At 54.0% G+C, this 13,943-nt stretch carries 12 protein-coding genes; 4 read left to right on the top strand and 8 right to left on the bottom strand.

The features are described 5' to 3' along the window. The 4 genes from KKG35_08745 to KKG35_08730 all read right to left on the bottom strand — a co-directional run. Nucleotides 1-190 (bottom strand): GDP-mannose 4,6-dehydratase (locus tag KKG35_08745; protein ID MBU1738213.1); only part of this gene is annotated, 190 nt, incomplete at its 3' end. Next, nucleotides 187-1,266 (bottom strand): DegT/DnrJ/EryC1/StrS family aminotransferase, encoded by a 1,080-nt coding sequence (locus KKG35_08740; protein ID MBU1738212.1) that lies wholly within the window; start codon nt 1,264-1,266, stop codon nt 187-189. The genes KKG35_08740 and KKG35_08745, both read right to left, overlap by 4 nt. Beyond that, on the bottom strand, nt 1,263-1,835 hold the full coding sequence (locus KKG35_08735; GenBank protein MBU1738211.1) for an N-acetyltransferase: 573 nt from the start codon (nt 1,833-1,835) through the stop codon (nt 1,263-1,265). Before KKG35_08735 ends, KKG35_08740 begins: the two co-directional genes overlap by 4 nt. Next, a complete protein-coding gene (locus tag KKG35_08730; protein ID MBU1738210.1) occupies nt 1,801-2,817 on the bottom strand; it encodes a Gfo/Idh/MocA family oxidoreductase in 1,017 nt (338 codons plus the stop codon). Before KKG35_08730 ends, KKG35_08735 begins: the two co-directional genes overlap by 35 nt. 413 nt (nt 2,818-3,230) lie before the next feature. Here KKG35_08730 and KKG35_08725 point away from each other — a divergent pair, with 413 nt between their 5' ends. From KKG35_08725 to KKG35_08715, 3 genes are read left to right on the top strand one after another with little or no spacing between them, the layout of a single operon-like run. Further along, on the top strand, nt 3,231-4,583 hold the full coding sequence (locus tag KKG35_08725) for a hypothetical protein (protein ID MBU1738209.1): 1,353 nt from the start codon (nt 3,231-3,233) through the stop codon (nt 4,581-4,583). Nucleotides 4,584-4,627: 44 nt separating this feature from the next. Beyond that, entirely contained in the window at nt 4,628-6,064 is a 1,437-nt protein-coding gene (locus KKG35_08720) for a radical SAM protein (GenBank protein MBU1738208.1), read from the top strand. Nucleotides 6,065-6,112: 48 nt separating this feature from the next. Beyond that, entirely contained in the window at nt 6,113-7,318 is a 1,206-nt protein-coding gene (locus KKG35_08715; GenBank protein ID MBU1738207.1) for a glycosyltransferase family 9 protein, read from the top strand. A 156-nt stretch (nt 7,319-7,474) separates the two neighbouring features. On the opposite strand, the gene KKG35_08710 is transcribed toward KKG35_08715, so the two are convergent. The 3 genes from KKG35_08710 to KKG35_08700 are packed head-to-tail and all read right to left on the bottom strand — an operon-like array spanning nt 7,475 to nt 10,999. Next, nucleotides 7,475-9,283, bottom strand: a complete 1,809-nt coding sequence (locus KKG35_08710) for a hypothetical protein (protein MBU1738206.1) — start codon at nt 9,281-9,283, stop codon at nt 7,475-7,477. Beyond that, on the bottom strand, nt 9,280-10,209 hold the full coding sequence (locus KKG35_08705; protein ID MBU1738205.1) for a transketolase: 930 nt from the start codon (nt 10,207-10,209) through the stop codon (nt 9,280-9,282). Before KKG35_08705 ends, KKG35_08710 begins: the two co-directional genes overlap by 4 nt. A 7-nt stretch (nt 10,210-10,216) precedes the next feature. Continuing rightward, entirely contained in the window at nt 10,217-10,999 is a 783-nt protein-coding gene (locus KKG35_08700; GenBank protein ID MBU1738204.1) for a transketolase, read from the bottom strand. Between the two features lie 496 nt (nt 11,000-11,495). Here KKG35_08700 and KKG35_08695 point away from each other — a divergent pair, with 496 nt between their 5' ends. Next, nucleotides 11,496-13,118 carry a glycosyltransferase family 39 protein gene (locus KKG35_08695; protein MBU1738203.1) on the top strand — a complete coding sequence of 541 codons (1,623 nt, stop codon included), beginning with the start codon at nt 11,496-11,498 and terminating at the stop codon, nt 13,116-13,118. A gap of 244 nt (nt 13,119-13,362) precedes the next feature. Here the strand turns inward: KKG35_08695 and KKG35_08690 are convergent. Continuing rightward, nucleotides 13,363-13,943 (bottom strand): tetratricopeptide repeat protein (locus tag KKG35_08690; protein ID MBU1738202.1); only part of this gene is annotated, 581 nt, incomplete at its 5' end.

The raw sequence follows: 13,943 nt of genomic DNA, 5'->3' as shown, positions 1-13,943 counted from the left end.
GATCATCGATGTTTCTGATATCCCCCCGGAGGAATTCAACCTGGGAAGAAAGGGTTGATTTTTTGCCGTGGAGATGGGTGGGATATTCGAGGTTATCGAGCACCCTTACCTTGTACCCCTTGGCAAGAAGGAGATCCACGGTATGCGAGCCGATGAACCCGGCACCCCCTGTAACCAGAACGTTTTTCATACCGACTCACCCCATCTGTTTACGTTTTCGACCACATATTCCTGCTGTTCCAAAGTGATGAACGGCGACATGGGCAGGGACAGCATCTCCCCGGCCGCCCGTTCAGCCACCGGGAAATCACCCTGTCTGCCGCCAAGTTCCTTGAAACATGGCGCCAGATGGAGGGGAACCGGATAATGGATGCCCGTCTCGATCCCCGCCTCGGCGAGTTTGGCCTGCAGCCGGTCCCGGTTCCCCACCCGGATGACATACAGGTGATAGACGCTCTCTCCTGCCGGGCAAGAAATACCGTCCTTGAGATGACTGGTGTAGTACGCAGCAGCGGCCCGGCGGCATTGATTCCAGCGATCGAGGAATTTCAGTTTCACCCGGAGGACCGCTGCCTGGATACCGTCGAGACGATAGTTGCCGCCCCGGATCTCATGGTGGTACTTCCGGCTCTGGCCATAGTTCCGCAACAGGCGCAGACGATCGCGGAGCCCTTCATCCGAGGTGGTTATCGCTCCGCCGTCACCGTAGGCGCCTAAATTTTTCGAGGGATAAAAGCTGAAACACCCGGCCCGGCCAATACTTCCGGCCCGCCTGCCCCGGCAATCCTGACCATGGGCCTGGGCGGCGTCTTCAATCACCGGGAAGTCAAACGACGCCAGGTCCTCGGCGGCCACCATCCGGCCATACAGATGGACCGGCACCACCGCCCTCGTTCTGGAATTTACCGCCTCATGGGCCTTGGCAATATCCAGCAGAAAACTCTCGGTAACGCAATCGACAAACCGGGGGACAGCCCCGATCGCGGTGACCGCCAGCGCGGTGGCGACAAAGGTATTCACCGGCACAATGACTTCGTCACCGGCCGAAATGCCGATCCCCTCGAGGACCAGGCGGAGAGCGTCGGTCCCGCTTGAAACACCGATGCAGCAGGAACTGCCCACATAGCGGGCAAACTCTTCCTCAAACCCTTGAACTTCCGGCCCCAGGATAAAATTGGCGTTCTGGACAACATCCTTGATGGCTGCGGAGACCTCACCATCGACCTCCCGAAACTCCGCCCGCAGATCGACAAAGGGTACGTTCATCCGGCAGCCCTCGCTGGCACCCCGTACCAGGTCATCCCATCCGGAACGTCGTGGGTGACGACACTGCCGGCCCCGATCATGGCATCACGGCCGATTCGGATCCCCGGCAAGATCGTGGAGTTCACCCCGATCCGCGCCCCCCTGCAGATTGTGGGCCCTTTAAGATTATTCCTGTCCACCGGGTATTTATCATTGGCGACCATTGTCCCGGGAGCGATAAAAACGTCATCTTCGATCACGGTAAACTGGGCAATATAGACATTGCAGTGGATCAACACATTCGATCCGATCCGGCAACCGTAATCAATCACCGAGTTGCTCCAGACACTGACCCGGTCTCCGATCCGGTTCTGTTCCCGGATCACCACGTTGTGGCCGGTGGCAAAGTGCGCACCGATGACCGACCCTTCGTAGATCACGGTCCCGCTCCGCAAACGGGCCGAGGCGCCGAGGGAGAGCGGTTGAGACTGGTCGAGGCGCTCGGCGGCATACCCGATGACGACATTGTCATCGCGGCACAACCCTTCGCCGATCTCAAGCAGATTTTTCAATAACAACCTCTTTGCCATGCCGGCGCATTGATTCACTGGCGGCCCGGAGAACCCGAACGACCATGGTCCCGTTTCGACCATCGCTGATGGGCCTCTTCCCATCCTCGATACAGCGGACAAAATGAAGACATTGATTCTTCATTGGTTCCTTCCGCTCAACCTTCGGGCTGAAGATATTGCCGTCCCGGAGCAGGTACTGAAACTCTCCAAAGGATTCGGCTCCTTCATCATATGAAATTCCTTTTTCAAAAACCCGGATGCTTTCCAGGGTATCCAGGTCATTGAACACGATCCGTCGGTTGCCGGTGATCGCAATCACCTCGCGAACCTTGTTGGCGTCCACCCAGCTGACCTGGATATTCCCCATCACTCCTCCCGGATAGTTGAGGGTCATGAAACAAACGTCTTCCCGCCCCTCACGGAGGTAACACCCGCCCACCGCGCTTAAGGAAAGAGGTTCCTGGTCCAGGAGATAGGAAAATATGGCGATGTCATGGGCTGCCAGGTCCCAGAGTGCGCTGACATCTTCACGAATGGTCCCCAGGTGGTTACGCCGGGCCGTCAGATAATAGATCTCTCCCGAGGCTTCCTCCTTGAGGATATCCTTCATCTTCCTGACAGAGTCATTGTAAAGAAAGGTATGTCCGACCATCAGAAGAACGCCCGCCTGCTCGGCACGTTCGGTCAGCCTCAGGCAATCGGCCGGGTCGATGGCCAGGGGCTTTTCGACGAGGAGATGCTTGCCGTTGCGGATGGCCTCCTCGGCAATGGGAAGATGGGTCGAGGCAGTGGTCGCCACCACAACCGCATCAATATTCGCTTTGGCAAGGGTTGCCCGATAATCGGTGCTGGTCTCAATCAACGGATATTTATTCTTGACCTGGGCCAGGACAGCGGGGTTCTGATCGACGACCTCGACGAGATTTGTCTCCGTCAACTCGTCGAAAACCCGAAGATAGTTCTTCCCCCAGTACCCACACCCGATGAGAGCAATATTCACACTTCTCCTCCCGGCCGCTTTGACCTTGGCATCTTTTCCCGTGTCCCGGCGGATCGGGACGTGATGGGGGCGGGAAAGCTCCTTTCACTCTTTAACCACAGAGAATTTGTCATTTAAATGTAGAGCCGGACTGCTGTCAACTCATAACTGGTCGGCCCCATCATCAAATAAGTGAACTTACAGCCTTCTGTAAAACTTGCCGTCAAGAGTGTTCGCTCTTGAAGTACATATGGTCCTGAGCTAGAATTCGTTTTTTGATAATATGGCCGGCAACTCCCTGTCACCTGAGACATGGATATCATCATCAACCGTAACGGCTCACATGGCAGCGGATCTGCTGTGTGCACTGTTCGCATCCAGGGCGGATAACACCTATGAATCAAATGGTTCAACATAAAGCTGAGGTGAACAGCTTGCCTGTTCCTACGAAACTTATGCCCTTTGGGTATAAATGGCTTTCATGGTGCTCTCGGCATCCATACCCGGTTGTCGGCCTGACCGGATTCATCCGCAAGCTGGTTTTTTTTATTTTCTATTCTGACCAACTCAACTGGGATTCCTTATCGTACGGTGCCGAACTGGGTTCCATCTCGGCAAATCTCTCGCTGGGCCGAGGCTTTTCTTCCCCATTTTCCCAGGGATCCGACCCTTCTGCGTGGTTCGCTCCTCTGCTGCCATCCCTCTGGGCAGGGATCTTCAGGCTCTTTGGTTTGTTCTCGCCGGCAAGCCTCTACGCCATCCTGTTGCTCGACACCCTTCTGGCATGCGGCACCATGATTCTCTACTACAAAATTGCGCGATTGATCTATTGCCAGGCTGGTCTTGACGACCATAAATACCCATTCATCACCACCGTAATTCTGTCACTCTGGCCTGCGGGGGGATTTGACCTCATTTCGCCCTGGTATACTGATTGGCAGTTTTTTTTGATGGCCTTGGCGGTTTATGCCACTCTGCAATGGCTGATCACCCCATCATGGCGCAATAGCGTTATCATGGCCCTGGTCGGCGCCTTGGGCATGACGGTCACCCAGAATACAGCTCTCATTTTTGCGGGTGGATCACTGTACGCCTTATGGAAAACCCCTGGCGTGAGCTTCCCTCTGGTGCGCCGGATCGTGTTCATCGCCTTTTTCGTGTTTTTGTCCATGGCGCCATGGACGCTCTACAATTATGCCCGAATGAATGCCTTCATCCCTTTTCGTTCCAATTTCGGCGTCGAGCTGCGGCAGGGAAATAGCGAACGCGGAACCGTCAGGGTCAATGCCACTTCCGTGCATCCGTCTCTCGATAGAAATGAACTGATAAAATATATGGAAACAGGTGAGGTGCAATACGCAAAGTCAGCGCTCCACGAATCGTATCATTATATGCTCGATCATCCGATCATAACGGCCAAACGAACGCTTGCCAGGATATATCTGTATTGGTGTTCAGACCTACTCGACCAGTACCCCTGGTATCCCGACAGCCAGAAAGGATCAGGACTCCAGTTCCTGGCAGAAATGATTTGGAAAGTTCTGCTCTGGCTGGCACCGACCCTTGCCCTGCTGATATGTTTAGGTGCCGGCTGGTCCAGACTGGTCCCCTTTCGCTGGTTGTTTTACTGGATCTTTTTCACTGTCCCCCTGCCATATTATATCACCTTCGTCGATGCGGCATATCCTCTGGCAACATTGCCCTGGTTACTGCTCTTCATCACCACCACCATCACCTTGAAAGTCGCACCTCCCCAAAACCTTTTTCACCAAGGGAATCGATTATAAACTGGAATTCCGCCCTGAATCAATTTAGTATCAGTGTTGCAAACATGAACCTGTCAAACACCATTTCACAGCAACAGAAATTTCTGTTTCTCAACCCTCCGGCGCCCGAAATCGTCATCCGCGATTATTATTGCAGCAAAAGCAGCCGCTCCAACTATCTTTTCCCGCCCATAGATTTTGTCCTGCAAAGTGGAGTTCTCGCAAACGACTACCAGCTCTTTTTTATTGATTCTGTCTGCGATCATCTAACCGTGGCTGAGACCTCCGCCCAAATAGATGCGTTGAATCCAGACGTCATCTTTTTCCTTGCAGGAGCCGTGAACCATCCCGCAGACCTGCAGTTCATAGCGAACCTTGCCAGGACGGACCGCATCCTGATCGGCAGCGGAGACCTTTTTCTCTCCTCGCCAACCAAATGGCTGCAGGATCATCCCTACATTGACGCCCTGCTTCTTGATTTTACCACCCGGGATCTTCAGTATTACTTGCGCCGTCAATACCACAAAATAGAAAGAATGGCCTATCGGAGCCAGACCGGAGAGATCATAGAGGTAAATGCTCCCGGAGAGCTTTCCGCAATTGAGGTCGACATTCCGCAGCATCGCCTCTTTATGCGTCCAGGCTACCGTTTTCCTTTTGCAAGAAGTCCCGATTTTGCCGTTTTTTTAACCGATTTTGGCTGTCCGTTTCAATGCACCTTCTGCGTCATGGCTGCACTTCCCCACCGCTCCCGCCCAAACCGGGAGGCATTAGCTGAACTCCACTCACTCCATGAGATGGGAATCCGGGAGCTTTTCTGGATGAACCAGACCTTTGCCGTGCATAAAAAATCGGCTCTGGAACTGCTCCATGAGATGCAAGGATTCTCTCCCCTCTTCGGGTGGACCGCATTCTGCCGACCGGATCTCCTAGATGAACAGTTGCTGGTGCAGATGAAGAAGGCTGGATGTCACACGATGATTATCGGCGTTGAAAACGGTTCTGATGAAATCCTTCAACGATATAAGAAAGGCTACACTCTCCGAGACATTACCGCCGCATTCACTCTATGCAGGAAACATGGCATTCAGACTGTCGGCACCTTCATTCTTGGCCTCCCGGGTGAAACAGAGGCGACCATCCGGGCGACCAGCCGTTTAGCCTGTGATCTTGATTGCGATTACGCCTCTTTTCATGTGGCAGTCCCTCGAGCAGCGACCCAGATGCGTCAAGACGCCATCGATGACGGCCGCATAGCCCCCGATCACATGACCATGGACCAATCTGGGAAACACATAACCTTCGCTCCCGAGGGCATCCCCCCCCAAAGACTCGTCGTTCTCAAAAGACAAGCCGTTTTAGGCTTTTACCTGCGCCCTCGCTTTCTCGCCAGAAAACTCTTGCGCAGACGTTCCCTGTATGAGTGGAAAAATATTCTCTATCAGGGGTTTTCCCTACTCTGGAATAACACCTTTGATAAAGGGAAGCTGTGGGGTAAATAACTCCAGCAGCTGACCGTAACGACGGAACTTGGAAACGACTGCACTCCCATGAAAATATCCACTCTCAGAATACTTGATTTATGGATCGGCCGCCCCATATGCTGGCTGATCACCGTGCTCTCGTTTTTTAAACAAGTGTTTATCAAGAGAATACCGCTTACAAACCCCAGGAAAATTCTTTTCATCAAACTCTTCGGGATAGGCAGTATTGTGCTGGCCTACCCGACCATCAAGGCCACCCAACAACGGTTCCCTGACGCCCGGATCTGCTTTCTCACCTTTCACAGCAACAAGTCCATACTTCCCATCATGGGCCTGCTCAAAGCCGAAAACATATTTACGGTGCGAAATGACACCATCACCCATCTTATTGGTGATGTCCTCTCCTGCCTCAACACCTTGATCCGGATAAATTTTGACGTGGTTATTGATCTCGAATTCTTTTCCAGGTTTACGGCCATTTTAAGCTTTGCGTTGCGCGCCCGTTACCGAATCGGCTTTTACGGTTTTTACACTGAAGGACTCCGTCGCGGCCGGTTTATCAACTATCCAATCAATTACAATCATACTTTACATACATCCCGGGCCTTTTTTACCCTGCTCAAGCCACTTGGCATCTACCAGAGCAGCTTCTCGGCCACCCTGCCGGAAATACCTCCCAGCGCTCATTTCGAGGAAAAAATAAACAAACTGCTCGTCAAGGAGGCAGGGGAATCGGCTTTAACAGAAATCAGGCGTTGGCTCATTCTCAATCCCAACAGCTCTGATTTAATCTCACTGCGAAAATGGCCTGCTGAGCACTTCGTTGAGCTGGTCACTCTCCTGCATGAGCGATTTCAGGACCTGGGGGTTCTCTGTATTGGCGGAAAAGAGGAAAAAGAAGTTGGCGACTCCCTTTTGCAAGAGCTTGCCAACCAAAAAACCGGGGTTACGTTCATCAACCTTGCCGGACTGACATCGCTGGAAGATCTTCTTGATCTTTTCCATTTTGCACAGCTTTTTATCACCAACGACAGCGGCCCGGCCCATCTGGCCGCCTTGACGAGAATCCCGACCATCGTTCTTTTTGGTCCGGAATCACCTGATCTCTACTCTCCGCTCAGCGAAAACAGTCAGAGCATAACTCTCAGTCTTGACTGTCAACCGTGTGTGAGCATATTTAACGGCAAACACTCATACTGCCACGACAACCAGTGTCTGAAACAATTACGCGCAGAGAAAATTTTTGCGGTCGCAGAAAAGATACTCAGGTGAGGTGATGAAAAATCACTTTTTCTCGATTGGCAAATATTCCCAAACACCTGTTCTGTGACATCCTGTTGAGCAGGGTTCCCGGTATTTCGCTTCCCCAAAAAATCCGGACAGGGTTCCATTCCATGCTTGACGCTCTCGAGAAAAGTTGCGGGAGAGTCAGTATCTGCCCGGAAAGGTACAGCGACAATTCCTCTGCCGAAAAAACCAGACGGCCACAACGATCAGGGTCAGGAGGGTGATAACGACCCCGGCCACGAAAGAGTTCGGCCGATAATAGAACTCGATTTCCTGAACCGAGGAATCGACCGGAACGGCTAACAGGCCACCGACCGATCCCGTTTTATGTCCCCGGGCCTTCCAGCCGGGATAATAATTCTGATTCACGATCAGCCACCCCGTGCTCAAGGCTTGAACCCTGACGCGCAACCGATTGGGTGACCAGAAAAGATAGTCGGCTTTGCCGGCGGCCCCTTGAAGATACACTTCGCCTCGATACCGGGGATCTCCCACCATCACCGCATTCACCGGCACCGGCATCGATTCATAGGCGAGAATACTCCCGGCGTTGGCCTGAAAGGCAAGGTAAGAGGCGCCAAACGAGGTGAAAGTATCACGACTTCCATCAAGGTGGAACCCGGCAGGACTGTATTCAGGGAACCCGCCCACCTGGACAAAATGGTCGTTTTCGGGAACCGATAACGGAGGAATCGGAAAGGCGTCCTTGAAGGTGGGGCCATTGACCAGCAACAGGTCGAAGAGGACGAAAGCGACCAGAAGCCGGCCGGTCGCAATACCTTTCCCCGGAAACCGTTTGTCGATCATCGCGGTCACCGCAACCAGACCGCCGCCGGCCGTGATGGCGAACAGCAGGATAACAGCGAGTCGAAATCGTTCCACGCTCCGCATCAGGCTATACGGTGGTATCGCTTTGACCAGATGCCAGAGGCTCAACGGGGCGCTCCGGTCGCCGAAGCTCAACCAGACAAAGATCACCAGACAGAGGAACACTACCAGATACCGCCGGAATCGGCTGATCATGCCGGCAAGAAAAAGGAGACACGGCACGATTCCCACGTACATCCCGATCTCATCCATTCCCTGGGAGGCGCCGGACAGGAAACCGGGTTGGCTGGAAAACCCGCCAATGGCCGCCAGGGTCTGGTCCCGGCTGAGGAGGCCGGCCAGGAAGGTCTGGACACTCAGACCGGCATAGAGATCGGAGTGCCGGGTGTACCGATGGGTAAACTCAATTGCCGGCAAAAACTTGAAAGCGCCCAGGGCAAAGGTGAGCCCATAAATCCCCCCCAGCAGGACCAGGGTGCGCGACAGGGTCTCCTGTCTGGTGACGACCTCCATCACCCCGTAGGTTCCGATGAGCAAAAGACTGATGGTAAAGGGATAGACACTGCCCCCCAGCCACATGAGAAGGAGCGCTGCGCTGGTGGTAACCACATGCCGGCAATCTTCATGAGCCTTGAGAAAGAAAAACAGCGCCCAGGGGATAAAGGCGACCCCGAATCCCCACGCCATCCCGGCGGTCAAGACCAGAGAGTACATGCTGTTAAGCATATAGACAACCGCGCTCAGGAGCGCTGCCTGAACCGGAAGCTTGAATTTCCGAGCCAGGGCATATGCGCCACCGAGACCGATGAAGGCATGCAGGGTGATATTGATCTTGGCGGCCACCAGTTCGTGGACCAGGAGTTGCACCAGGAGGGCCGGCGAAAAGATATTCGATTCCGGATAGGCCAGCATGGGCATGCCGCCTTTAAGATACGGGTCCCACAGGGGAATCTGGCCGAACCTGAGCCAGGACGACCGGGCCAGGGCATCGAACAGGAGATACCCGTCCCAGTCCTGGATCCCCAGGAAGTAGGGATGTTCAAAGACGGGGAAGGTAAAGATGATGGCGATGGCACCAAACAGGAGGCCGATAACCGTATTTCTCCGGTGAGTCTCGGTCACGATCGACTCCGCACTACCTCGAGGATCCGTGTAGTCATCGATTCCGGATCGAGGCCGTATTTCGCCCGCAGATACTCCTGGCTGCCGGCGACATCGCAATAAACATCCGGGATACCGAACTTCAATAATCGGGTGGACGCCAACCCCGATTCCAGCATGGTATCAGCCACCGCCGAACCGAAACCGCCCAGCAGACTATGCTCCTCCATGGTAACCAGGAGTGGAAATCGTTCCACCGCTTCGCCGATAAGCCGTCGATCGATGGGCTTGACCGTGGGCATGCTGATTAATTCGGCGCTGATCCCTTGGCCCTTGAGTCGATCGGCAACCTCGACTGCAGCGGCGAGCATCGTCCCGGTGGCCAGGATGGCCAGATCAGTCCCTGGGCGCAGGAGAATCCCCTCGCCGACCCGGAAAGCTGGCGGCTGTTGATGGACCAGCGGTTCGCTGCTCTTCCCGAGCCGGAGATAACAGGGTCCGTCCAGGGCCAGTCCGGCCCGGACCGCCGCCTCGGTCTCCCAAGGATCTCCGGGACAGAAAACGGTCATATTGGGCAGGGCCTTCATCACGGCGATATCCTCGATGGTATGATGGGTGGGACCGGCCGGGCCGTAAGTCAGACCGGCGCCGACCCCGACGACCATGACCGGAAGCTTCTGGCAACAGAGATCCACCCGGATCTGTTCCAGACACCGAAAGGTGGCAAAGGGGGCAATGGCATAGGTCATGACCTTCCTGCCCGCCAAGGCAAGACCTGCCGCGATGCCGATCATCGCCGCCTCGGAGATTCCAACATTCAAGTAATTCTCGGGATACTCCCGCTGAAAATCATCAAAAACGTGAAAGCCGGTGTCGGAGGTCAAGAGCAGAATGGCCGGGTCAACGGCCAGACACTCGATCAGGGTTTTGAGAAAGGCCTGCCTCATGATTGCTTTACGAAAGTTCCTCAAGAAAGGGCCCGATCCGATCGACCGGAACCGAGAAATAATGCCAACCCAACCGGTCTTCCATGTCCTTCACCCCCTTCCCCTTGACGGTTCTCGCCAGGACCACCGAGGGTTTGCCGGATACGAGCGGGCACGCCTGCAGCGTTTCGACGATCCGGGCATGGTCATGTCCGTCGATCTCGATTGCCTCCCAGCCGAAGGACCGCCATTTTTCCGCAAAACGGGCCAGAGGGGTCAGCTCATCAACTCGACCGTATCCCTGGAGTCCGTTGACATCCACAACGGCCACCAGATTGTCAAGCCCCAGCCGGGATGCCAGGGCTGCCCCTTCCCAGACGCTGCCCTCCTGTAACTCTCCGTCACCGTGAAGAACGAAAACCCGGGAGGAGGTCCGGCCCGCAAGTTTCGCCTCCCAGGCGAGGCCGACCCCAATGGGAAGACCATGGCCCAGTGAGCCGGTGGAAACCTCAATACCCGGAACACTGCCTCGGGACGGATGACCGGTCAGGGGACTGCCGTCTTCAAGAAAGCGAGCAAGAAGGGACGGATCGAGGATACCACGGGCTGCCAGGGTCGCATAAAGGGCGGAGACGGCATGTCCTTTGCTCAACAGGAAATGGTCCCCTGTCGTTTCGCCTTTGGCCGATGGCGAGAGGACCTCAAAATAGAGACAGACCAGGATATCAACCACCGACATGGCGGACGCCACCCCGGTTCCCAACCGTTGCATCCGGATCACGTCGCGGCGAACCTTGCGAGAGATTTCCATCAATGTATTTATATCGTTCAAGGCCACGACTCCGTCACAATCAAGGGAATAATCTCATTATCTACCCTATTTCCGCCGGAAAGTGAACCTGTTAGCCGGGAATTCAACAGGATTCATCAGCAATCAAGTGGACTTCAGAAACGCGAGAAAAACTCTATTGATAATACAGGCGGCAGATCAACAAGTTGCCGACCAGGCGGCTGCGAGCTTCTTGTTTGACCATTTGGCCGAAAGGGTCTTGGGATGATCCATACACCGCTCAGACTATTGCGAAAAATCAGCGGAACTGATTTAATGCGGCTTAAAGAATCGAAGCTCCCCGCGGCACATAGCGAACAGCGGGAGACTTCGAGCTGCGGGGGGTGCGTTTCGCCTTACATGTTCAGATCGAGAAATGATCCCGCCTTCCTCACCCTCAATCGTACTCATCAGACAGAAGAGCTGAAAACCCCTTATAGAACATGGGGCGACAGCGCACTGCAGAGGCATCTATCCAATGGAACTTGATCACTCAGGCAAGTTGAGTGCCTCACCCGCATCTCCTGCGGGAAAACCCTTTCAATTCAACACCTGGATAGCCTGGAGCGTGATGCTTCTGGTCGGTTCATTCCTCATCTTTTTCCATATTTCCCATGACAGCCTCTGGGGGGATGAAGCGTACACCTATTCCAGGATCAACCCTGATCTCCTGCAGATTCCCGAGGTCATCGGGAAAACAGATACTCACCCTCCCCTCTATTATGTTGCCTGTAAGGTTTTCGCAGAACTCTTCGGCTACGCCCGGGGAACCCTGCGGAGTTTTGCCGGCCTTGGACTCCTCGCCACGACAATACTTTTAGGGGCCGGCCCCATTTCCCGCCTATTCAATCAAAGAGTGGGCCTTATTTTTGCGTTCCTGATGCTTTTCTCCAGCATGAATCTGTTTCACGCCCAGGAAATACGAATGTACTCATGGGCAACCTTCTTGATGACCGCCTGTGCAACAACGGGTTTTCTTTATGTCCGTGACGGGAAGAAATCTGATCTTATCTTTTTTGGCCTATCATCGCTGGGGGGGTTGTATATCCATTATTATGTCACCCTTGGCGTCTTCTTCGTTCACCTCTTTTTGCTCTGCTGGATCATCCTGCGGAAACGACACCTCTTATGGCCATTTTTAGCGGAATCTCTTGTCGCTGCTTCACTGTTTGCCCCATGGCTTTTCTTTCTGGTAAAACAGGTGGCCGGAGTCAGCAGCGGGTTTTGGATCGGGAAGCCGTCACTGTACGCTCTGTACAATATATTCCGCCTGCCATTCGGGGTGCCGGGAGGCTTTTTCCCGAATTCAAATTACTTATTGGCCGGCTCATTGGTCTATCTTGGCTCGGGTTTGGTCGCAGCTTACCGGAATCGGCAGAAACCGATTTTCGCCTCCCTGGCCCTCCCGGTGTTCAGCGCGGTCCTCATATTCGCCCTTGTATACTCTTTCCTGGTTCGCCCCATCCTGGCAGAGAGATACATGCTTCCTTTATGGGGATTACTCTTCCTTGTGATTGCTGCCGAGATCGACCATTTCCTGAAATCAACAAAGAGAATTGCCCGGGGATATTCTCATCTATTCCTGGTTTGCTATGCAGCCTTGGCCTTACCAGCCATGCAGATATTATATTTTGTAGAATTCAAGAGCCCCATGAACGACATCGTTCATTTCGGCAAGACACACTTTCACGAGAAACAGGCATTTCTGCACTTTGACGACACGACCTTATATCTTTTTGCAATCGAATTTCCTGACTATTCTCAATTTCTATACAAATCTCCCTCGACGATTACCGATTATACAGCTCATTATCAGGAAAGTTATGGCAAAGCCCAATTTCAGGTGATCACCGACCTGCGACAGATCTCCGAAAATTTTGCTCAAATCTGGCTCGTCTCTCCGGACAGCGACAACGTGAAACTTTTCCAGCAATTGGCTTTTTCAGCGACCCCGAACCGTCGCCCTGCACTCTACTCCCCCCAACTGCTGACCAGCAGGATCGAGGTGGAAAAAGCAGCCACCCGGGGTATCATCAGGTTCACTACTCCACTCCAGAACGCATCAACCGATATGGCCCTGGTGAACCTGCCAACACGATAACAAAACGAACATGCTCATTCCAATCCTCTCTAAAACAAGACCAATCAATTGAATAACTAAGCACACGTTTTGTCCACGGACCTCTTGCGGAAAGCAATTTCTGAGCAGAGAAGTTGATCATTGATAATGCACAATGAAGCCGGGTCAGAAAACATCATAAAAGCAGTAGGTGATACGCGATACCCGGAAGGAACCAGATACTTCAGGCTGGGAACCAAACCGAGTCGATGTTCTCCCGGTCGTTTCACGGCGGCTGACCATCCCTGCTGCCGATGCCAAGGGCATACTGGAGATTGTTCCGGGCATCCTGAAATGCGCTGTTCAAACGAATCGCCTCCCGAAAAGCGGCAACCGCCTCATCCCTCCTTCCCCGGTCCAGGAGAACAAGCCCCAGACTGTTGTATGCCTCGACAAAATCGGGATCAGACCGGATTACCCCGGCCAACTCCTGTTCCGCCAGGTCAAGCCGGCCCTGCTGAAAGTGGACCAGGGCCAGATTGTACTTTCCATCTTCATATTTCGGCGCCAGCTGCAAGGCCCTGACCAGATCCCGCTCCGCCCCGGCGAGATCCCCCTGCCTGGCCCGGATAATCCCCATGTTGACCAGCACATCAGCCCGATCAGGATTGATCAGCAGGGCCGCATCCAGTTCAACCAGGGCCTGCTGGAAACGCCCCTGATAGTCATACAGCTGCCCCAGGTTGGCCCGGGCATCAAAATCTTTCGGATACAGTTTTCCCGCCTTCTCGAGATATGGGGCCGCTTTCGCCAGTTGACCACGCTCCCGGTAATAGACTCCCAGCTGGCTCAGGGCGATCCGGTTGG

This window comes from Pseudomonadota bacterium, from assembly GCA_018823285.1.
Lineage (GTDB): Bacteria > Desulfobacterota > Desulfobulbia > Desulfobulbales > JAGXFP01 > JAHJIQ01.
The sequence above is the reverse complement of the archived record's forward strand: the minus strand, read 5'-3'. Positions and strand labels throughout refer to the sequence as shown.

Bases quoted from the DNA above. Each gene is read 5' to 3' on its own strand.
- KKG35_08705 (MBU1738205.1), bottom strand. From the start codon at position 10,209: ATGAGGCAGGCCTTTCTCAAAACCCTGATCGAGTGTCTGGCCGTTGAC.
- KKG35_08715 (MBU1738207.1), top strand. From the start codon at position 6,113: ATGAAAATATCCACTCTCAGAATACTTGATTTATGGATCGGCCGCCCC.
- KKG35_08720 (MBU1738208.1), top strand. From the start codon at position 4,628: ATGAACCTGTCAAACACCATTTCACAGCAACAGAAATTTCTGTTTCTC.
- KKG35_08740 (MBU1738212.1), bottom strand. From the start codon at position 1,266: ATGAACGTACCCTTTGTCGATCTGCGGGCGGAGTTTCGGGAGGTCGAT.
- KKG35_08700 (MBU1738204.1), bottom strand. From the start codon at position 10,999: ATGGAAATCTCTCGCAAGGTTCGCCGCGACGTGATCCGGATGCAACGG.
- KKG35_08695 (MBU1738203.1), top strand. From the start codon at position 11,496: ATGGAACTTGATCACTCAGGCAAGTTGAGTGCCTCACCCGCATCTCCT.
- KKG35_08735 (MBU1738211.1), bottom strand. From the start codon at position 1,835: ATGGCAAAGAGGTTGTTATTGAAAAATCTGCTTGAGATCGGCGAAGGG.